General features: G+C 70.9%; 19 protein-coding genes, 1 tRNA gene and 1 pseudogene. 14 read left to right on the top strand and 7 right to left on the bottom strand.

Annotated features, from left to right (window positions below; all coding sequences use genetic code 11):
- The first annotated feature begins 133 nt into the window (after nt 1-133).
- Nucleotides 134-787, top strand: coding sequence for a LytR C-terminal domain-containing protein (locus ACGFZQ_RS40785; protein ID WP_393844663.1), 654 nt, complete (start codon nt 134-136; stop codon nt 785-787).
- Between the two features lie 137 nt (nt 788-924).
- Here ACGFZQ_RS40785 and upp read toward each other — a convergent pair whose 3' ends face one another.
- On the bottom strand, nt 925-1,560 hold the full coding sequence (gene upp / locus ACGFZQ_RS40780) for a uracil phosphoribosyltransferase (protein WP_351695636.1): 636 nt from the start codon (nt 1,558-1,560) through the stop codon (nt 925-927).
- A 117-nt stretch (nt 1,561-1,677) separates the two neighbouring features.
- Here upp and ACGFZQ_RS40775 point away from each other — a divergent pair, with 117 nt between their 5' ends.
- From ACGFZQ_RS40775 to ACGFZQ_RS40740, 8 genes are all read left to right on the top strand, one after another.
- A complete protein-coding gene (locus tag ACGFZQ_RS40775) occupies nt 1,678-1,893 on the top strand; it encodes a hypothetical protein (RefSeq protein ID WP_393844662.1) in 216 nt (71 codons plus the stop codon).
- Nucleotides 1,894-2,254: 361 nt separating this feature from the next.
- Nucleotides 2,255-2,794 (top strand): hypothetical protein, encoded by a 540-nt coding sequence (locus ACGFZQ_RS40770; protein ID WP_351744556.1) that lies wholly within the window; start codon nt 2,255-2,257, stop codon nt 2,792-2,794.
- 56 nt (nt 2,795-2,850) lie between these two features.
- A complete protein-coding gene (gene tadA / locus ACGFZQ_RS40765) occupies nt 2,851-3,282 on the top strand; it encodes a tRNA adenosine(34) deaminase TadA (RefSeq protein ID WP_351695640.1) in 432 nt (143 codons plus the stop codon).
- 77 nt (nt 3,283-3,359) lie between these two features.
- A tRNA-Ser gene (locus ACGFZQ_RS40760) sits at nt 3,360-3,444 on the top strand.
- Between the two features lie 262 nt (nt 3,445-3,706).
- A complete protein-coding gene (locus tag ACGFZQ_RS40755) occupies nt 3,707-3,883 on the top strand; it encodes a hypothetical protein (RefSeq protein WP_351695642.1) in 177 nt (58 codons plus the stop codon).
- Between the two features lie 22 nt (nt 3,884-3,905).
- The gene (locus tag ACGFZQ_RS40750; protein WP_393844661.1) at nt 3,906-4,199 is read left to right on the top strand and encodes a Dabb family protein; all 294 of its coding nucleotides are present in this window, start codon (nt 3,906-3,908) and stop codon (nt 4,197-4,199) included.
- 206 nt (nt 4,200-4,405) lie between these two features.
- Nucleotides 4,406-5,335, top strand: coding sequence for an RNA polymerase sigma factor SigF (locus ACGFZQ_RS40745; protein WP_393844775.1), 930 nt, complete (start codon nt 4,406-4,408; stop codon nt 5,333-5,335).
- A 534-nt stretch (nt 5,336-5,869) separates the two neighbouring features.
- Nucleotides 5,870-6,784: an RNA polymerase sigma factor SigF gene (locus tag ACGFZQ_RS40740; RefSeq protein WP_382543045.1), complete on the top strand. Its 915-nt coding sequence runs from the start codon at nt 5,870-5,872 to the stop codon at nt 6,782-6,784.
- A 163-nt stretch (nt 6,785-6,947) separates the two neighbouring features.
- On the opposite strand, the gene ACGFZQ_RS40735 is transcribed toward ACGFZQ_RS40740, so the two are convergent.
- Entirely contained in the window at nt 6,948-7,298 is a 351-nt protein-coding gene (locus tag ACGFZQ_RS40735) for a hypothetical protein (protein WP_393844660.1), read from the bottom strand.
- A gap of 22 nt (nt 7,299-7,320) precedes the next feature.
- Between ACGFZQ_RS40735 and ACGFZQ_RS40730 the strand changes: the two genes are divergently transcribed.
- Nucleotides 7,321-7,563 (top strand): hypothetical protein, encoded by a 243-nt coding sequence (locus tag ACGFZQ_RS40730; RefSeq protein WP_351744562.1) that lies wholly within the window; start codon nt 7,321-7,323, stop codon nt 7,561-7,563.
- A 114-nt stretch (nt 7,564-7,677) separates the two neighbouring features.
- Here ACGFZQ_RS40730 and ACGFZQ_RS40725 read toward each other — a convergent pair whose 3' ends face one another.
- Nucleotides 7,678-7,881 (bottom strand): hypothetical protein, encoded by a 204-nt coding sequence (locus ACGFZQ_RS40725; RefSeq protein ID WP_351695652.1) that lies wholly within the window; start codon nt 7,879-7,881, stop codon nt 7,678-7,680.
- 194 nt (nt 7,882-8,075) lie between these two features.
- On the opposite strand from ACGFZQ_RS40725, the gene ACGFZQ_RS40720 reads away from it, so the two are divergent.
- The 4 genes from ACGFZQ_RS40720 (at nt 8,076) to ACGFZQ_RS40705 (ending at nt 12,683) form a co-directional block, all read left to right on the top strand.
- Nucleotides 8,076-8,651: a MarR family winged helix-turn-helix transcriptional regulator gene (locus tag ACGFZQ_RS40720; RefSeq protein ID WP_393844659.1), complete on the top strand. Its 576-nt coding sequence runs from the start codon at nt 8,076-8,078 to the stop codon at nt 8,649-8,651.
- A gap of 20 nt (nt 8,652-8,671) precedes the next feature.
- The gene (locus ACGFZQ_RS40715; protein WP_393844658.1) at nt 8,672-11,218 is read left to right on the top strand and encodes an MFS transporter; all 2,547 of its coding nucleotides are present in this window, start codon (nt 8,672-8,674) and stop codon (nt 11,216-11,218) included.
- A gap of 111 nt (nt 11,219-11,329) precedes the next feature.
- Nucleotides 11,330-12,151 (top strand): YceI family protein, encoded by an 822-nt coding sequence (locus ACGFZQ_RS40710; RefSeq protein WP_351744572.1) that lies wholly within the window; start codon nt 11,330-11,332, stop codon nt 12,149-12,151.
- A 58-nt stretch (nt 12,152-12,209) separates the two neighbouring features.
- Nucleotides 12,210-12,683 carry a PPOX class F420-dependent oxidoreductase gene (locus ACGFZQ_RS40705; protein WP_393844657.1) on the top strand — a complete coding sequence of 158 codons (474 nt, stop codon included), beginning with the start codon at nt 12,210-12,212 and terminating at the stop codon, nt 12,681-12,683.
- A gap of 106 nt (nt 12,684-12,789) precedes the next feature.
- Here ACGFZQ_RS40705 and ACGFZQ_RS40700 read toward each other — a convergent pair whose 3' ends face one another.
- From ACGFZQ_RS40700 to ACGFZQ_RS40685, 4 genes and pseudogenes are all read right to left on the bottom strand, one after another.
- Complete coding sequence (locus ACGFZQ_RS40700; RefSeq protein WP_393844774.1) at nt 12,790-13,524, bottom strand: TetR/AcrR family transcriptional regulator; 735 nt, start codon at nt 13,522-13,524, stop codon at nt 12,790-12,792.
- 153 nt (nt 13,525-13,677) lie between these two features.
- Nucleotides 13,678-15,029 (bottom strand): annotated as a pseudogene (locus ACGFZQ_RS40695) (MFS transporter).
- A 57-nt stretch (nt 15,030-15,086) separates the two neighbouring features.
- Nucleotides 15,087-17,357 carry a glycosyltransferase family 39 protein gene (locus tag ACGFZQ_RS40690; RefSeq protein WP_393844656.1) on the bottom strand — a complete coding sequence of 757 codons (2,271 nt, stop codon included), beginning with the start codon at nt 17,355-17,357 and terminating at the stop codon, nt 15,087-15,089.
- Nucleotides 17,354-18,844: a glycosyltransferase gene (locus tag ACGFZQ_RS40685; protein ID WP_393844655.1), complete on the bottom strand. Its 1,491-nt coding sequence runs from the start codon at nt 18,842-18,844 to the stop codon at nt 17,354-17,356. The genes ACGFZQ_RS40690 and ACGFZQ_RS40685 overlap by 4 nt, the downstream gene beginning before the upstream one ends.
- Between the last annotated feature and the right edge of the window lie 13 nt (nt 18,845-18,857).

Raw genomic sequence — 18,857 nt, 5'->3', positions numbered from 1 at the left:
CCGTGTCGGCCGACCCGGCCGACACCCGCTCGTCACCCGCCGTTTCACGCCGGTTGCCCCTTTCGGGTTGGACCGTGCGGCGTCGGATGATCATCTATTAGTCAACGCACCCGTGGCGCACTACGCTGCGCTCATGAGCATGCTGACTCCCCCCGGCATGGGCGGCCAGTACCGGATCACTGGGGACAAATACCCACGCATGCGCCCGCGCCGGCGGCGTGCCCGGCTCGTCCTCTCCATGGTCGCCTCCGTCGCCGCGCTCGGCCTCGTCGGCTGGGGCACCCTGCAGCTCATCGACGTCTTCACGGGCGGCGACAAAGAGGCTGCGGCGGCCGGTGGCACGACGTGCGTGAAACAGGCCGCCGCGAGCGCGGAGCCGGCGGCCGGTGCCTCGTCGGCGGCGCTGCCGAAGCCGGCCCAGATCACGGTGAACGTCTACAACGCCACGACCCGTACGGGCCTGGCAAAGGACACCGCGGACGAACTCAAGAAACGCGGCTTCAAGATCGGCGACGTCGGCAACGCGCCGGCGAAGTTCGACGCGAAGGTCAAGGGCACGGCGATACTGCTCGGACCGGCCTCGGCCCTGCACACGTCCCTGCCGGTGCTGGCCACGCAGCTCACGGCACCGGACCAGCGCACGGAGGCGGGCCGCAAGGGCGCCGCCGTGGACATGATCCTGGGCAACGCCTTCAAGACCCTCACGCCCCAGGCGACGGCCGCAAAGGCCATCACGGCCCTCTCACACCCCGAGCCGAAGGCGTCGACCGCGAAGAAGGGCTGCTGAGAGCCGGCCCGAGCGCTGCCGCCCCGAAGAGCGCCCCGTAAGGGGCGCGGGGAACTGCGCGACCGGCCCGCCACGAACCCGCGGCCGCCAACACACCCGCACCACTACGGCGCCAAGGCGGCCAAGGCGTACGGCTCCTACTCGGCCGCCCCGTACAGGCGGTCGCCCGCGTCGCCCAGGCCCGGGACGATGTAGCCGTGTTCGTTGAGGTGGTCGTCGACGGCCGCCGTGACGACCGTGACCGGCGTTCCCGCCAGCTCCCGTTCCATGACCTCGACGCCCTCCGGCGCGGCCAGCAGGACCACCGCCGTCACATCGTCCGCGCCCCTCTTGATGAGCTCACGGATCGCCGCGACCAGCGTGCCGCCCGTGGCCAGCATCGGGTCCAGGACGTACACCTGGCGCCCGGAGAGGTCCTCCGGCATCCGCGAGGCGTACGTGGACGCCTGGAGCGTCTCCTCGTTGCGGATCATGCCCAGGAAGCCCACCTCCGCGGTCGGCAGCAGCCGGACCATGCCGTCCAGCATGCCGAGCCCGGCCCGCAGGATCGGCACCACCAGCGGGCGGGGACGGGCGAGCTTGACGCCGGTCGTGGGCGAGACCGGGGTCTGGACGTCGACCGCCTCGGTCCGCACGTCCCGCGTCGCCTCGTAGGCGAGCAGGGTGACCAGTTCGTCGGCGAGCCGCCGGAACGTCGCGGAGTCGGTGCGCTGGTCGCGCAGGGTGGTGAGCTTGTGGGCGACCAGAGGGTGGTCGACGACGTGGAGACGCATGCCCATAACAGTAACCGCGTCCGCGTACACCTCGCCGCTGGCCCGCGCCGGTCCACGCTGGCATCAAACCCCCCGTCCGGGGGAAAGTGGGAGTGACCGGACTGGGGTGGTGTGACCGTGTCTGATGTCCCTGAGCTGCCTGATCCTCCCGAGCCGTCCGACCGCGCGTACGGCGCGCCGGAGGGCGAGACGGAGCCCGAACGGCGTCGCCGCCGGGCCCGGTTCCTGCGCGAACTCGCCGAGGCCAGGGCACTGCGCGACCGGGTCCAGCCCCGCCGGGCCAAGACCGCCCGGCTGCGACACGCCATGCGTATGCGGACGTTCCGCTGGTAGAAGTCGGTAAAACCGTAAGAACGGTAAGAGTCGTAAAGCCGATCCTTCGGCAAAGATCCACTGCTTGTGGCGCGTTGCGGTCCGTCATGGGGAAGGCCGTGCGTGGACCGCGGGAAAACCCGCGTACGATCCGCAGGTGGCGGCAACGAGTGCGCTGGTGATTCCGTACGCGGGCACCTGGATGCCTCTTTGCATACGTGCGAACAAAACTGCCAGACACAGGGAGCCGAAGACGTCCCCTGAACGCCTTGTTTCTGCCACGATTCCGAGTGGGTGGGGCTCGGAGCCCAGCTCTCCCCGCCCAGAACCTCCGCCGGGGGGACCCCCAACCGGCACGCCTAAGACCAGTGGGAGAGTCACGGTGTACTTCGCCGCACTGCTCGCGCGCACCGAAGACGGGTGGGAAGCGAGCGACACAGAGCTCGACGATGTGGAGACCCTGTCGGACCTGGCCGACCTGGCCAGGGAATCGGCGTCGGACGCCGACGACACGGTGCTCGTCTTCATCGAGCAGGAAGACGCTTGGTTCGGCGTCGTGCGCGTGGACGGCGAGGAGGACCCCCGGGTCTTCGTCTCCAGCGCAGCCGCCGCCGCCCGGAGCTCGTACGGCGAGCTCCTGCTCACCGACGAACTGCTCGGAAGGGAGCCCAAGGACGAAGACGACGACTTGGACGCCCTCGACCTCGACGGCACCGAGGACGGTGAGCCGGAGGCCGAGGACGGCGAGGACAGTGACACGGACACGGACATGTCCGCCGTGCCGTCCGGCCCGGTCGGTGACATCCGGATCCTCGACGACCTGGGCGTGAGCGCCAAGGAACTGCTGGCGCTCAGCGACGACGCGCTCAGCGAGATCGCCGAGGCCCTGGGCGCCGCCGAGGTCCTGGAGACCGTCCGCTGACCTTCCACGAGGCAACCGGGTCTCCGGACCCGGTACGCGACCGCTGGCGGGCCGCTATGCGGCTCGCCCTGGACGAGGCCGGACAGGCCGTCCGGGGCGGGGACGTCCCCGTCGGCGCCGTCGTGCTGTCCCCGGACGGTACGACGGTGCTCGCGGCCGGTCACAACGAACGCGAGGCCACCGGCGACCCCACCGCGCACGCCGAGGTCCTCGCCCTGCGCCGGGCCGCCGCGGCGCTCGGGGAGTGGCGGCTCACCGGCTGCACCCTCGTGGTCACGCTGGAGCCCTGCACCATGTGCGCCGGCGCGCTGGTCCAGTCCCGTGTGGACCGGCTGGTCTACGGCGCCCGCGACGAGAAGGCGGGCGCCGCCGGCTCGCTCTGGGACGTCGTACGCGACCGGCGCCTGAACCACCGTCCCGAGGTCGTCGAGGGCGTCCTGGCCGAGGAATCCGCCCGGTTGCTCACGGAATTCTTCCGGGACCGCTGAGGGCCGCTCCCAGCGCCGCTCCCGGGCCCCGAATAGCGATTTCAGAGCACGGCCCCCGGTGCTGTAAGGTCTCTCTCGGTAGCGTGTCCGAGCGGCCGAAGGAGCTCGCCTCGAAAGCGAGTGTGGCGCAAGTCACCGAGGGTTCAAATCCCTCCGCTACCGCTGGAAAAGGGCCCCGTCGAAAGACGAGGCCCTTTCTGCGTCCGTCGCCGGACACATCCGCCGGACACCTCCCGCCGGGCACACCTCCACCCCGCGCGCATCTCCGCCGCACGCCCCCCGTCGCGCCCCTGGACCTGGCAACGGGCCTCGACCAGCGGGCCGTTGGTCCCCAAGGGGGGCGTGAAGGTTACACTCACCGCCGGCAGCAGGGTCCACAGGCTACGCAGACACGCCGGCAGAGGCAGGCACAGGGGAGGCCGCGGTGGCGGTGAATGCCAAGAAGATCGCCACGTACGTGCTCGTGGTCTTCGCGCTCTACGTGATCATCACAGACCCGGCCAAAGCGGCCGATTACGTCCAGATAGGATTTGAGGGCATTTCGGACGCGGCCAAGGCCATCGGATCGTTTATGACCTGGCTCGTCAACGGAGCCAAATAGCGCACCACCCACGGGAGCAACCATGATCCGCCACCTGGTCCTCTTCAAACTCGACGAGGGTGTCGAGCGGGACGATCCGCGGGCCGTCGCGGGCGCCGCGGCGTTCTCCGCGCTCGGCACCCAGATCGAGGAACTGCGCTTCTGGGAGTGCGGCTGGAACATCACCGAGCGCCCCATCGCCCACGACTTCGCGATCAACTCGGCCGTCGAGGACGGGGACGCGCTGAAGCGGTACCTGGAGCACCCGGCCCACCAGGCGGCCGCGGCGCAGTGGCGGGAGTTCGCCACGTGGGTGATCGCCGACTACGAGTTCTGAGCCGTACCGCACCCTCCGGACAGCCGTATGGCACCTTCTGGAGACAGGCCCTCCGCCGGGAACAGCGGGGGGCTTTTCTGCGTCTTATGCCCCAACTTGCCGTTTTTCACTCTCAACACGACGTTATGCGGTGCTTGCGCACAGTGCACATGTCTTGTGATGCTATGACCGCTTTTGACGGATGATTGACCGATGAAGAGGTGGCGTTGACCGTGTCGGCCAGTTCTGCGCCGCCCCAGGAAGAGGCGCCCGCCCCCGCTCCCCCCACTGCCCAGCCCCCGACCCAAGGACCCGCCCAAGGACCCGCCCAAGGACCCGCCCAAGGACCCGTCCAGCCCCCCGCCCAGGCGCCCGCCCCACCCCCGGAGAAGCGACGGGGCGCCGACACCCGGGCGCTGACCCAGGTGCTCTTCGGTCAGCTCAAGGACCTCAAGCCGGGCACTCCGGAGCACAACCGGGTGCGCGCGGCGCTCATCGAGGCGAACCTCCCGCTCGTGCGCTACGCGGCCGCCCGTTTCCGCTCCCGCAACGAGCCGATGGAGGACGTCGTCCAGGTCGGCACCATCGGGCTGATCAACGCCATCGACCGCTTCGACCCGGACCGGGGCGTGCAGTTCCCGACGTTCGCGATGCCGACCGTCGTCGGCGAGATCAAGCGCTACTTCCGGGACAACGTGCGCACCGTGCACGTCCCGCGCCGGCTGCACGAGCTCTGGGTCCAGGTCAACAGCGCGACCGAGGACCTGACCACCGCCTTCGGGCGCTCCCCCTCCACCGCCGAGATCGCCGAACGGCTGCGGATCAGCGAGGACGAGGTGCTGTCCTGCATCGAGGCCGGCCGGTCGTACCACGCGACCTCCCTGGAGGCCGCCCAGGAGGGCGACGGGCTGCCGGGCCTGCTGGACCGCATCGGCTACGAGGACCCGGCCCTGGACGGCGTGGAACACCGCGACCTGGTCCGCCATCTGCTGGTCCAACTCCCCGAGCGGGAGCAGCGGATCCTCCTGCTGCGCTACTACAGCAACCTCACCCAGTCGCAGATCAGCGCGGAGCTGGGCGTCTCCCAGATGCATGTCTCCCGCCTGCTGGCCCGCAGCTTCCAGCGGCTGCGCTCGGCGAACCGCATCGAGGCCTGAGCCCCGCAGCAGACCCCGCCGCGGATCCCACCGCGGGCCCCCGCCGCGGATCCCACCGCGGGCCCCCGCCGCGGATCCCACCGCAGGCCCCGGCCGCGGATCCCACCGCGGGCCCTCGCCGCGAACCCGCCGCCGAGGCCCTGCGCGCGCCGCCCGAGGCCCTCCGTACGCGCCGTCGCATGCGCCGTCGCATGCGCCGTCGCATGCGCCCGTCGCAGGACCCGTTACCGGTCCGAGACACGCCCCGGCCTGCTTCGTGCGGAAGAAACCGCAAGCAGGATCGAGCCATCACCGTCGCGAGCGAATCGCTCACCAGCGCACTTCCCGACAGTTGGGGGTCGAAATAGCGTCAGACCCCCTGCATCCAGGGCGGATTCACATTTCCCATGTCGACATGTCACTACAGCGTGTTGCCGACATGTGACATTCTGCGGGAAGCGCGTTTGCCGGGGCTTCGGCTCCGGTATTCAGGTGAAGGCGCCGTTCCTCGTGAGGGGCGTCGCCGCGACCGTCCCGCGACCCAAAGGGGGTGGCATGTCCGCAGACCAGGGCAGCTCGAAGGTGCTTACGCTCACGAAGAGCGAGGCAGCGCCCAAGGAGCTCGACGCCATCGACGTGCTCGACAGCATCGACGGCGCCCCGGCGCTGGAGACCCCTCCGACCCCGGAATCCCCGGTGGCCTCGGGAAACCTCGACACCCGCACCCTGTCCCGCTCCCTGTTCCTGCGCCTCGCCGCACTCGATGAGGACAGTCCCGAGCGTGCCTACGTCCGGGACACCCTGATCGAACTCAACCTCCCCCTCGTGCGCTACGCGGCAGCCCGCTTCCGCAGCCGCAACGAGCCGATGGAGGACATCGTCCAGGTCGGCACCATCGGCCTGATCAAGGCGATCGACCGCTTCGACTGCGAACGGGGCGTGGAGTTCCCGACGTTCGCGATGCCGACGGTCGTGGGCGAGATCAAGCGGTTCTTCCGCGACACCTCCTGGTCGGTACGCGTCCCGCGCCGCCTCCAGGAGCTGCGTCTGGCCCTCACCAAGGCCAGCGACGAGCTCTCCCAGAAGCTGGACCGCTCCCCGACGGTCACCGAACTGGCCGCCGTCCTGGGCGTCTCCGAGGAGGACGTGGTCGACGGTCTGGCCGTCGGCAACGCGTACACCGCCTCCTCCCTCGACTCCCCGGCCCCCGAGGACGACGGCGGCGAGGGCTCGCTGGCCGACCGCCTCGGCTACGAGGACACGGCCCTGGAGGGCGTCGAGTACCGCGAGTCGCTGAAGCCGCTGCTGGCCAAGCTCCCGCCCCGCGAGCGCCGGATCATCATGCTCCGCTTCTTCGCGAACATGACCCAGTCCCAGATCGGCGACGAGGTCGGCATCTCCCAGATGCACGTCTCCCGCCTGCTGACCCGCACCCTCGCCCAGCTCCGCGAGGGCCTGATCTCGGACTGAACCCGCCCCGACGGGTTCCTTACTGACGGAGTGTCAGCCACACTGGCGCGATGCTTCTCCGTAGGACACCGAGTGGCCGCCGAGGCGCCGTCACAGCAGCCTCGGCGGCCGCCGTCTGCCTGGCCTCGGCACTCACGGCGTGCGGAGGCGGTGGCAGCGGCGGCTATACGGCGGTGGGAGCGGCGGGCGCGGCACCGGGGGCACCCGGGACGTCGTCGAGACCGACGGGGTCGGTGACGCTGGTCCCGCTGGACGGTTCCTCGGCGGGGGCGGCCAACGGCTCACCCTCGGCGGAGGACGGCCGGTCCGCGGCAGCGGCCGGGCCGGCCGACCCGGCGACCTCTGCCACGACGCCGTCACCCGCGTCCTCCGGCCATGACGGCACCCGGCCCCGGCGGTCCGATCCGCCGGCGCCGAACTCACCACGGCCGACCGCCACTTCGCCCACCGCCACCACCCCCGGCGGCACTTCACCCGCCGCCCTCACCTGGAGCACCCCCGCCCGTGAGCCCACGGACAAGCGGTGGTGCGAGAAGGTGACCGTCGAGTTCCGCAACTCGGGCGGTACGGCGGTCCGTTCCGGCACGGTCACCCTCGGCACGCACATCATCGACCTGCTGGGCATCGACTGGGCGACGATCGGGTCGACGGAGTCCCTGCCGGCCCCGGTCGCCCCCGACTCCCGTACGAGCGCCACCTGGACGGTATGCGTGGACGACTGGCGCGTCCCCCTGGGCATGCATGTCGAGACCCGGGTCGTGGCGGTCGACTGGAGCTGAGCCGGCGCGTCCGTACGGGCATGACGAAAGCCCGGGGCAGTGGACCCCGGGTTCTCCGTCGCGCCGCCGCCCCGACCCTCGTATCACCCGAGGGGCCGAGCGCGCGGCGAGTGACTACTTGAGTGCCAGCCAGGCCACCGCCGCGACCACGACGACCACGGCGACGACGCCGAGGATCAGGCCGATGCGGGGGCCGCCGGAGGCGGAGGGGGATGCCGTCTGCTGGGAGGTCTGCGGGGCCTCGTCGACGAACGCACGGAACATCTGGGTGCTGCCGGCGGGGTCGTAGTTGCCCTGGGGGCCCTGGGTGTTAGCCATGCCCCGAGACACTAGCGAATCCGGTGGTCCGGCCCAAGTGGGGGGCCGTCCGGAAGCACAACCCACCCCACCTGGGTGTTTACGTTCGCAATACTTGCCTTTGCCAAGTTTTTATCCCTGCCTTCGCCCATATATTTGCCTGTGGCAACCAAGCAGTTCTATGGTTGCCCCAAGCAACGAATACGGGAGGTGTGATGGCGGAGCAGGCGCAGTTCGAGGAGCTGGCGCGTCAGCTCAGCGCCGTCGGAGCTGTGAAGCGGGACCTCGCGCGGATACTGCCGCACGATTGCCCGGCCGGTTCCGCGGCCGTGCTGACGCTGCTCGGCCGCTACGGATCCATGCGCATGAGCAAGCTCGCCGAGCTGCTCGCCGTGGACATGTCCGTGACCAGCCGGCACGTGGCGCATGTCGCCGAGCGCGGCTGGATCGAGCGGTCCCCCGACCCGGCGGACAAGCGTTCCCGCATCCTGCACCTCACCCCGGCGGGCGAGGCGACCCTCCAGGACCTGTCCCGGCGCAGCACCGAGCTGCTCACCGAGCGGCTGGGCGACTGGAGCGACGAGGAGGTCGACCAGCTGATCCGGCTGATGACCCGGCTCCGGGACAGCTTCGGCGACTGCCGGACCGTGCACCCGCGTCTGACCGGCTCGGCCCCGGCCGAGCCGGTCCCGGGGGATCCGAAGGCCGCCGCCACGGCCACGGTCGCCTCCGCCGCCCGCGCCCCCACCATCGCCCCGGTACTCGAACAGACCACCCGTACACCCGCGTAAGACGTAAGAAAAGGAAGCCCATGGCAACGACCACACCAGCCGGTGTGCGGGCCCATGCAAGGCACGGGGGAGGCTCCGTCGAGCAGGCTGCCCCGATGACGCACCGGCAGATCATGGAAGCGATATCCGGGCTGCTGCTCGGTATGTTCGTGGCGATTCTGTCCTCCACGATCGTCACCAACGCCCTGCCGCACATCATCACCGACCTGGGCGGCGGCCAGTCCGCCTACACCTGGGTCGTCACCGCCTCCCTGCTGGCCATGACCGCGACCACCCCGCTGTGGGGCAAGCTGTCCGACCTGTACAGCAAGAAGGCGCTCGTCCAGATCGCCCTGGTCATCTACGTGCTGGGCTCCGCGGCCGCCGGTCTGTCGCAGAACGCCGGCATGCTCATCGCCTGCCGTGTCGTCCAGGGCATCGGCGTCGGCGGTCTGTCGGCCCTCGCCCAGATCGTCATGGCCGCGATGATCTCGCCGCGCGAGCGCGGCCGTTACTCCGGCTACCTCGGCGCGACCTTCGCCGTCGCCACCGTCGGCGGCCCGCTGCTCGGCGGTGTCATCACCGACACCTCGTGGCTGGGCTGGCGCTGGTGCTTCTACGTCGGCGTCCCCTTCGCCGTCGTCGCGCTGATCGTGCTGCAGAAGACCCTGCACCTGCCGGTCGTGAAGCGGGACGTCAAGGTCGACTGGTCCGGCGCGTTCTTCGTCGCCGCCGCCGTCTCGCTGCTGCTGGTCTGGGTCACCTTCGCCGGTGACAAGTACGACTGGATCTCCTGGCAGACGTACGCCATGATCGGCGGCTCGATCGTGCTCGGCCTGATCTTCGTGCTCATCGAGTCGAAGGCCAAGGAACCGATCATCCCGCTGCGGCTGTTCCGCAACCGCACCATCACGCTGGCCTCGCTGGCCTCCCTGTTCGTCGGTGTCGCGATGTTCGCCGGCACGGTCTTCTTCAGCCAGTACTTCCAGCTGGCCCGCGACAAGTCGCCGACGATGTCCGGGGTCATGACGATCCCGATGATCGGCGGGCTGTTCCTCTCCTCCACCGTCTCGGGGCAGTTCATCACCCGCACCGGGCGCTGGAAGGCGTGGCTGGTCAGCGGTGGCGTGCTGGTGACGGCCGGTCTCGGCCTGCTCGGGACGATCCGGTACGACACGGACTACTGGAAGATCGGCATCTTCATGGCCCTGCTGGGTCTCGGCATCGGCATGATGATGCAGAACCTGGTGCTGTGCACGCAGAACCAGGTCGAGCCCTCCGACCTCGGGTCGGCCAGCTCCACGGTCACCTTCTTCCGTTCCCTCGGTGGTGCGGTCGGCGTCTCCGCGCTGGGCGCGGTGATGGCCCACCGGATCACGCACTACGTGACCGAGGGCGCCGCCGCCCTCCCGCACAAGTACCAGGCCGCCCTGGCCGGTTCCAGCTCGTCCAGCGACAGCCTCCCGGACCTGAGCAAGCTGCCGGTCCCGCTGCGCACCCTCATGGAGAGCGCCTACGGCCACGGCATCGCCGACGTCTTCCTGATCGCCGGTGGCCTCGCGGCCTTCGCGTTCCTGATCAGCCTGTTCATCAAGGAGGTTCCGTTGAGGACCAAGGGCGCACTCGCCCAGGCCGCCGCCGACGAGCAGGGCATCGAGGCCGCTCCGGCCGCCGCCCCTGCCGCCGCCGTCCCGGCTCCCGCCGAGGAGACGGTCCCCAGCTGGGCCGCCCCGGTCGTGAGCGGCACCACGGACGCCGGTACGGAAGCCACCCGGCAGTTCGCCGCCGTGGCGACCATCGCCGCCCCCGAGCAGTCGGCGGGCTCCGGCGGCACCCCGGTGCACGGCTTCGTGCGCGGCGCCGAGAGCGCCCCGGTCGCCCAGGCCGCGGTCACCCTCATCTCCCTGTCCGGCCGCCAGCTGGGCCGCTCGGTCGCGGGCTACGACGGCTCCTACCGCCTGGACGCCCCCGGCGCCGGCTCGTACGTGCTGATCGCCTCCGCCGACGGCTACCAGCCGCAGGCAGCCACCGTCCTGGTGGGCGAGGACCCGCTGCCGTACGACATCCTGCTCAGCGGCACCAGCGGACTGAGCGGTGTGGTGCGGGGTGCGGGCAGCGCGCTGCCGGTCAAGGACGCGATGGTGATCGTCACCGACGTGCGCGGCGACCTGCTGGCCACCGCGGCCACCGGTGACCAGGGCCAGTTCGTCTTCGGCGACCTGGTGCCCGGTGTGGTGACGGTCGCGGTGAACGCGGCCGGGTACCGCCCTCGCGCCCTGCCGGTCCAGATCGGCACCACCGGGGTCACCCGGATCGAGGTCGACCTGGACGCCGGAGCCCAGCTCCAGGGCGTCGTACGGGCCCCGCACGGGCCGCTGGCCGACGCCCGCGTCACCCTCGTGGACGCGGCCGGCAACGTGGTCGGCACGTCCACCACCGGCCTGGACGGCGCGTACGCCTTCGCCGACCTGGACGGCGGTGACTACACCGTCATCGCGACGGGCTACCCGCCGGTCGCCACGGCCCTGAACGTCACCGGCGCCGGTGTCGACGGGCACGACATCGAACTCTCCCACCCCGGCGAGTAGTTCACCCCGGCCCGGGGCAGCGATGGTTCATCGGCTGCCCCGGGCCGTCGCAATCTGTGCAATTTATAGGGCTATTAACGCCTCTAGATCGGTTTTCAGGGAGAATTCGGGATGGGACTCACCGCCAGGATCCGCACCCGGGACGGATGGGCCGTGTCGCACGCGGTCGTCACGGTGACCGACATGACCGGCACGCAGGTGCTGCGCGCCGAGGCCGACGACGAGGGCACGGTACGGGACCCGAACCCGCTCGCGCCCGGGGCGTACACCGTCATCGTCACCGCCGTGGGCTACGCGCCCGCCGCCTCCAGCGCCATCGTCACCGCCAGCGGCCGGGCCGAGGTCGGCAAGGTCACGCTCGCCCGGCAGGGCGGCACCGAGCTGCCGCCGCCCGGCCCGTGGACCGTCGACCCGGCGCACTCCACCATCGCCGCGGTCGCCCAGCACCTGGGCATCTCCAGCGTCCGCGGCCGCTTCACGGACTTCACGGCGGCCATCGAGATCGCCCCCGACGACGTCACCAAGTCCCGCGTCCAGGCCGTCATCCGGGCCGCCTCCATCGACACCGGCAACGGCATGCGCGACACGCATCTGCGCTCGGCCGACTTCCTGGACGTCGAGCGCCACCCCGAGCTGACGTACACCTCGACGGGTCTGACGGTGGCCGGCTCCGACCGCTGGACGGTCCACGGCGAGCTGGCCATGCGCGGTGTCGTACGACCCGTCGACCTCCACCTCGCCTACCTGGGCACCGGCGCCGACCCGTGGGGCGGCACGCGGGCCGCGTTCCGCGCGACGGCCGAGCTGCACCGCGAGGACTTCGCGATGAACTACAACCAGGTCGTCCAGGCGGGTATCGCGGCCATCGGCACGACCCTCAAGGTCGAGCTGGAGATCCAGGCGGTGCAGGGCGAATCCCTGCCGCAGGCGTAGGCACACCAGGGACAGGCAGAGGCAGGCGGGGCGGGTCCCGTCGGCCTAGGCTGACGCCATGGCACCGAACATCGCGACGAACACCACCGTCTCCCTCGACGAACTGCTGGACTTCGTACGACCCCGCCACCGCGCGATCCTGCTCACGCGCCGCGCCGACGGCAGCCCCCAGGGGTCGCCGCTGACCTGCGGGGTCGACGACTCCGGACGGATCGTGGCCTCCACGTACCCCGAGCGGGCCAAGACCCGGAACGCCAAGCGGGACGAGCGGGTGAGCGTGATCGTCCTGAGCGACGACTGGAACGGGCCGTGGGTCCAGGTCGACGGCCGCGCGGAGGTGATCGACCCGCCGGAGTCGGTGGAGCCGCTGGTGGAGTACTACCGGAACATCGCCGGTGAGCACCCGGACTGGGACGAGTACCGGGCGGCGATGCTGAAGCAGGGCAAGTCGATCATCCGGGTGACGCCGGAGAAGTGGGGGCCGGTGGCCACGGGCGGGTTCCCCGCGCGGTTGGCTTCGCCGGAGGCCTAAGGGGGTGGGGGGTGCGTGTCGGTTCGCGGCTGCGGGTCCGTTGTGGCTGGTCGCGCCCACGCGGCGGAGCCGCATATCGGACACAGCCCCGCGCCCCTAGGTGGGACTAGGCGCCCTTCGCCACCATCGCGTCGATTCCTGCGATCAGCAGGTCCAGCGCGAAGGTGAAGTCCCTGTCCAGCATTTCGGCGACCGTGTCGCCGCCCCTCGCGGCCATGAGGTCCTTGGACTCCTCGATGATCTCGGCCGTCTCCGGGGCCTCGGTCACCGCGGTCATCGTGGTGCTGAAGTACTCGTCCGGGGTCAGGCCGGCCGCTGCCACCCGCTCGGCGAAGTGGCCCTCGATCGTGCCGTAGCCGTAGACGAACTGGAAGACGGCCGAGATCGCGCCGGTCACCCCGTGTGCGGGCAGGCCGGCGCGGCGGACGACCTGCTGGACCACGCGGGAGAAGGCCAGCGAGTGGGGGCCGATGTTGAGGTACCGGCCGGCCAGCGGGGAGAGCCAGGGGTGGCGGACCAGCAGAGTGCGGTACTCCGTGGCCAGCGCCCGCAGTTGTTCCCGCCAGTCGCTGTCGGCCGCCTCCGGCAGGCGCAGTTCGCCGAAGGCCGCGTCGAGGGCGAGTTCGAGCAGGTCGTCCTTGGTGTCGACGTACCAGTACACGGACATGGCGGTCACGTTCAGCTCGGCCGCCAGCCGCCGCATGGAGAACTTGTCGAGCCCGTCGGAGTCCAGGAGCCGGACACTGACCGAGGTGATGCGATCCCGGTCGAGCCCGGACGGCTGACCGCTACGGCCGCCCTTGCGGGCCTTCTCCTCCAGCCACACACTGGCCCGCGCCATCACGACACCTTCCTCCACGATCACTTCTGAAGATGCTAGAGCTCCAGCGCCCCTTTAGGGACGCGGGGCTGTGTCCGATATGCGGCTCCGCCGCGTGGGCGCGACCAGCCACATCCCACCCGCACCCGCCGATGGACATGTACCCCCTGCCCACTAGGCGACATTCCTCTCCGCCCTACTGAGCAGCCCCGCCGCCACGAACCCCCCGACCACCACAGCCACCGCCCCCACCAACTGCCCGGCACCCACCCCGGCCTTGGCCGGAGGACTCGCGCTCATGATGGCGTGCGCCATGGCCGGATTGGCGATCGCGCACCCCGCTCCGATCAGCAGCAGACCGAGCAGCGTGCCGCCGTACCCGCTCGAGTCCAGTACGGCGATGGACACCAGTCCGAGCGACATCAGCAGCATCCCCAGGGCTATCGCCACCGGCGTACCCGGCTTCGTCGCCCACCTCGCGGACAGGCCCGTGAAGTTGAGGGCGACGACCGTGAGCACGAGCGGTGCCGTGCGCAGCCCGGCCTCCAACGGGCCGTAGCCGAGGACGAGTTGCAGGTGCTGGGTGAGCAGGAAGAGCGCGCCGCCCATGCCGAAGGTGATGAGCACCGCGCCGGCGACGGCGCCCGTGGAGCGGCGGTCCCGGAAGAAGTGGGGGTCGAGCACGGGGTACGGGATCCGGTTCTCCCAGTACGCGAACAGGGACAGGACCACCACCGCCACGGCCGCCGTGACCAGCAGCCGTACCGACGTCCAGCCGTGCTCCGGGCCGGAGATGATCGCGAAGACCAGCGCGGCCATGCCGATCGTGGAGAGCAGCGCGCCGAGCAGGTCGGGGCGGTCGCCCTGCACCGGGGGTCCGGGGTTGCCCCCCGGGGGGACACGGCCTTCGACTCGGGGACCAGGACGACGACCGCCGCCAGGGCCAGCGCCGCGACCGGGAGGTTGATCAGGAAGATCGCGCCCCACCAGAAGTGGTTGAGCATGAACCCGCCGATCAGCGGCCCGGCGGCGAAGCCCAGCGCGTTGACGGCGCTCCAGATGCCGATGGCCTTGGGGTGCTCGTCGGGGGTGAAGATCTGCATCGCCACGGCGAGGGTGGTGGTGAGCAGGAGTGCGCCGCCCCACGCCCATGCCGGCCCGTGCGGCGATCAGCTGGGCCGTGGAGCCGGCCAGGCCCGCGGCCAGCGAACCCGCGCCGAACAGGACGAGTCCCGTGATCAGCATCTTCTTGCGGCCGATGGGGGTCCCCCCACGCCCTTCGGGCAGTGGGGGAGGTCGGCCGCGCTGCCCGCGGTGAGCAGCAGGCCGGACTGGACGAGCGAGTACGCGTTGATCATCTACTGGATGTCCGCGGTGGCCGCGTGCAGCTCCCGGGTGAGGGAGGGGATGGCCACGTTCAGAACGGTGTTGTCGAGCAGCACGGTGAGCTGCGCGAGGCAGATCACACCGAGGATCAACCAGCGCTGGGGGGCGTACAACGCGGTTTTCCCGAGCGTCCGGCACAGGGCACATGGCAAAGGGCGGTGGCCGAAGCCACCGCCCTGCCGCAGATCGGGCAACCGTCAGCTGCTGCTCGCCTGCTGCGTGAGGTCGTAGAAGGTGGACGAACCGACCGTCACCTTCTTGAAGTTCTTCTCGACCCACGAGGTGATCTGCGAGGACGTGCCGCTGCTGCTGCCGCCCATGCCGCCGCCGGTGCCGGAGGAGATGAAGTAGTGGATCTTGCCGTCCGCCACGTACTCCTTGAACTGGGCCAGCGTCGGGGACGGGTCGGTGCCGTTGAAGCCGCCGATCGCCATCACCGAGTCGTCGGTGGCCAGCTGGTAGCTCGCCGCGTTCTGGGCGCCGATGGCCGCCGCCACCCAGGTGTACTTCGAGGCGTCCTTCTCCAGCAGCTTCTTGGCCTCGGAGGTGACGGTCGCGCCGTTCAGCAGGCCGCCGACGCCACCGCCGCCGCCCATGCCGCCGCCTTCGCCCATCCCGCCGCCGCCCGGGAAGCCGTTGCCGTTCTGCGTGCTTCCGTTCCCGTTCTGGCCCTGGCCCTGCTGGTTCTGGCCCGGCATACCGCCGCCGGTGCCGCCGCCGAAGCCGCCGGTGCCGCCGCCCGGGAAACCGCCGGTGCCGTTCTGGCCCTGCTGGTTCTGGGTACTGCCGTTGCCGCCCTGCTGGTTCTGGCCGCCCTGGCCGAAGCCACCGCCGCCCATGCCGCCACGGCCGCCGCCCATGCCGCCACGGCCGCCGAAGCCCATCATGCTCGCGCCCGCCGGGCCCGCCGTCGGGATGGAGCCGGTGTGCGCGGAGCTCACCGTGCTGAGGGTGTACGCCGTCGGGCCCGCCAGCGCTGCCACCAGGCCCACCGCGGCCGCCCCGAGGGCGAGTTGGCGGCTGATTCGGCCCGCGAAGATCAGGCCGAGCGCGGCGGCCAGACCGCCGATCAGGACCAGCCACTTCAGCCAGGGCAGGTAGGTGGAGGTGCGGTTGAGGAGGACGTAGCCCCAGACCGCGGCCGAGACCACGGCGGCGGCGAGGGTGATCGACGCCCACAGCTCGGCGCGCTTCTCCCACAGCAGCCCGGCACCCATGCCGACCACGGCGGCGATGTAGGGGGCGAGGGCGACCGTGTAGTACTGGTGGAAGATGCCGGCCATGTAGCTGAAGACCACCATGGTGATCAGCAGCGAGCCGCCCCAGACCAGGAACGAGGCCCGGGTCACCGAGGTCCGCCGCAGCTTGCGCGTCGCCACCAGGCCCGCGGCCAGCAGGATCAGCGCGGCCGGGATCAGCCAGGAGATCTGGCTGCCGATCTCGGAGTTGAACATCCGGTCCCAGCCGGTGGCACCCCACTGCCCGGTGCCGGTGCCACCGCCACCGCCGCCGACGCTGCCGGTCTCGTCGCCGCTGAGGCGGCCGAGGCCGTTGTAGCCGAAGGTCAGCGACAGGAAGCTGTTGTCCTGCGAACCGCCGATGTAGGGGCGGGAGGAGGCCGGCCACAGCTCGACGATCGCGACCCACCAGCCGGCGGAGACGATCAGCGCGCCGGTCGCGAGGGCCAGCTGGCCGATCCGCTTCCTCAGCGTGTGCGGGCCGACGGCCGCGTACACGAAGGCCAGCGCCGGCAGGATCAGGAAGGCCTGCAGGGTCTTGGCGAGGAAGGCGAAGCCGATCGCCACGCCCGCCCACACCAGCCACTTCGTCTTGCCGTCCTCGACGGCGCGGACGACGAAGTAGCAGGCCAGCGCCATCAGGAGGGCCAGCATCGCGTCCGGGTTGTTGAACCGGAACATCAGCGCCGCGACGGGGGTGAGCGCGAGCACGGCGCCCGCGATCAGACCGGCGGCGGGGCTGAAGCGGCGGCGCACGGAGGCGTAGACGACCGCGACCGTGCCGACGCCCATGAGGACCTCGGGGCCGAGGATCGTCCAGGAGTTCAGGCCGAAGATCCGGGCCGCGATCTCCATCGGCCACATGAACGCCGAGGGCTTGTCGACGGTGATCGCGTTGCCCGCGTCCAGCGAGCCGAAGAACATCGCCTTCCAGCTCTTGGTGCCGGCCTGGACGGCGGCCGAGTAGAAGGAGTTGGAGTAGCCGTTGACGCTCAGGTTGTAGAAGTAGAGCACCGCGGTGACGAGCAGCAGGCCGAGGAAGGCCGGGCGCGCCCAGCTGGGGTCCTCGGGGCGGCCGCGCCAGAGTCTGCGGGCGAAGGGCTGCTTGGGCTCGCCCGAGTCCGCCTGCGGCACCGGCGCGGCCGGGACGTCCGGCGTCTGGCGGGGGGCCGGGGGAGCCTCGGGGGCCGGGCCCCACTGGGTCGGACGGTCGGTGTGGGTGCTGCTCATCGGGGATCCCCCGGATCGGTGTCATGGGGGCGCACCGGCTGCAACTGCATGGTGGCGTCCCTCCAGGTGCCGTCCGCGGCTTCGCCGGCGCGGAGTTGGGTGGTCGTGGCGGAGCCCTGGGCGTAGGGCTGGTGCGGCGGGCGCTGCGGCAGCGGGCCCTGCTGCTGGTATCCGCCGGAGGCCGTGGTGTACGTCGGCGACGACGGGGTGTGCGTGGCCACCACCGTGGAGGAGTCCTGCCGACCGCCGTCGCGGTCCGGGAAGACCCAGGCGCGGAAGAGCAGGAAGCGCAGGACGGTCGCGGCGAGGTTGGCGGCGACCAGCACCGCCAGCTCGGTGGAGTGCGCGGGGTCGCTGCTCGCCGCGTTCAGGGCGGCGAGCGAACCGCTGGTCAGCGCCAGGCCGATACCGAAGACGACCAGGCCCTGCGCCTGGTGCCGGACCGCCCCGCCCCGGCCGCGCACCCCGAAGGTCAGGCGCCGGTTGGCGGCCGTGTTGGCCACGGCCGACACCAGCAGCGCGAGCGCGTTGGCGATCTGCGAGCCGGAGAGCTGCCGGAAGAGGCTGTAGAGCACCAGGTAGAAGAGGGTCGACAGGGCGCCGACCACGCAGAAGCCGACGAGCTGGCGGGCCAGGCCCTTCGGCACGTCCTGGATGTCGCGGTCGCGCGGGTCGTCGCCGAACGGGCGGGCGACCCGGTCCAGCGGCAACGAACCGGTGGCCAGCGCCTTGCCGACCCGCCACACGCCCTTGAGGTCGTCGGTGGCCGTCTTCACGATGTGCACGGTCGAGTTCGGGTCGTCGACCCAGTCGACCGGCACCTCGTGGATGCGCAGGCCCGCGCGCTCGGCGATCACCAGCATCTCGGTGTCGAAGAACCAGCCGGTGTCCTCGACCATCGGCAGCAGCACCTGCGCGACATCGCGCCGGATCGCCTTGAAGCCGCACTGCGCGTCCGAGAAGCGGGCCTGCAGCGAGCCGCGCAGGATCAGGTTGTACGAGCGGCTGATGAACTCCCGCTTGGCACCGCGCACCACGCGCGACGAGCGGGCCAGCCGGGAACCGATCGCCAGGTCGGAGTGGCCGGAGATGAGCGGCGCCACCAGCGGCAGCAGCGCGTTCAGGTCGGTCGACAGGTCCACGTCCATGTACGCGAGGATCGGCGCGTCCGAGGCCGACCAGACGGTCCGCAGCGCACGGCCGCGGCCCTTCTGCTCCAGCCGGAACGACTTGACCTCGGCCAGCTCCGCCTCGAGCCGCTGCGCCACCTGGGGGGTGGTGTCCGTGGACGCGTTGTCCGCGATGGTGATGCGGAACGCGTACGGGAAGGTGCGCTTGAGGTGGTCATGCAGTCTGACGACGCATGGGCCGAGGTCCTTCTCCTCGTTGTAGACGGGGATCACTACGTCCAGGACAGGCGTACCGGCGTCTCCGGCCGGGAGGTGCTCCCGCGCCGGCAGGGTGCCGGGAGAAGAGTCGGTTCGCATGGGAACGACTCTG

Source organism: Streptomyces sp. NPDC048254 (assembly GCF_043201895.1).
Taxonomy (GTDB): domain Bacteria; phylum Actinomycetota; class Actinomycetes; order Streptomycetales; family Streptomycetaceae; genus Streptomyces.
This window is presented reverse-complemented; position numbering and strand designations above follow the sequence as displayed.

Excerpts from the sequence above, each read along its gene's own strand:
- ACGFZQ_RS40785 (WP_393844663.1), top strand. The coding sequence starts at position 134 with ATGAGCATGCTGACTCCCCCCGGCATGGGCGGCCAGTACCGGATCACT.
- upp (WP_351695636.1), bottom strand. The coding sequence starts at position 1,560 with ATGCGTCTCCACGTCGTCGACCACCCTCTGGTCGCCCACAAGCTCACC.
- tadA (WP_351695640.1), top strand. The coding sequence starts at position 2,851 with ATGCGGCTCGCCCTGGACGAGGCCGGACAGGCCGTCCGGGGCGGGGAC.
- ACGFZQ_RS40750 (WP_393844661.1), top strand. The coding sequence starts at position 3,906 with ATGATCCGCCACCTGGTCCTCTTCAAACTCGACGAGGGTGTCGAGCGG.
- ACGFZQ_RS40740 (WP_382543045.1), top strand. The coding sequence starts at position 5,870 with ATGTCCGCAGACCAGGGCAGCTCGAAGGTGCTTACGCTCACGAAGAGC.
- ACGFZQ_RS40725 (WP_351695652.1), bottom strand. The coding sequence starts at position 7,881 with ATGGCTAACACCCAGGGCCCCCAGGGCAACTACGACCCCGCCGGCAGC.
- ACGFZQ_RS40720 (WP_393844659.1), top strand. The coding sequence starts at position 8,076 with ATGGCGGAGCAGGCGCAGTTCGAGGAGCTGGCGCGTCAGCTCAGCGCC.
- ACGFZQ_RS40715 (WP_393844658.1), top strand. The coding sequence starts at position 8,672 with ATGGCAACGACCACACCAGCCGGTGTGCGGGCCCATGCAAGGCACGGG.
- ACGFZQ_RS40710 (WP_351744572.1), top strand. The coding sequence starts at position 11,330 with ATGGGACTCACCGCCAGGATCCGCACCCGGGACGGATGGGCCGTGTCG.
- ACGFZQ_RS40705 (WP_393844657.1), top strand. The coding sequence starts at position 12,210 with ATGGCACCGAACATCGCGACGAACACCACCGTCTCCCTCGACGAACTG.
- ACGFZQ_RS40700 (WP_393844774.1), bottom strand. The coding sequence starts at position 13,524 with ATGGCGCGGGCCAGTGTGTGGCTGGAGGAGAAGGCCCGCAAGGGCGGC.
- ACGFZQ_RS40690 (WP_393844656.1), bottom strand. The coding sequence starts at position 17,357 with ATGAGCAGCACCCACACCGACCGTCCGACCCAGTGGGGCCCGGCCCCC.
- ACGFZQ_RS40685 (WP_393844655.1), bottom strand. The coding sequence starts at position 18,844 with ATGCGAACCGACTCTTCTCCCGGCACCCTGCCGGCGCGGGAGCACCTC.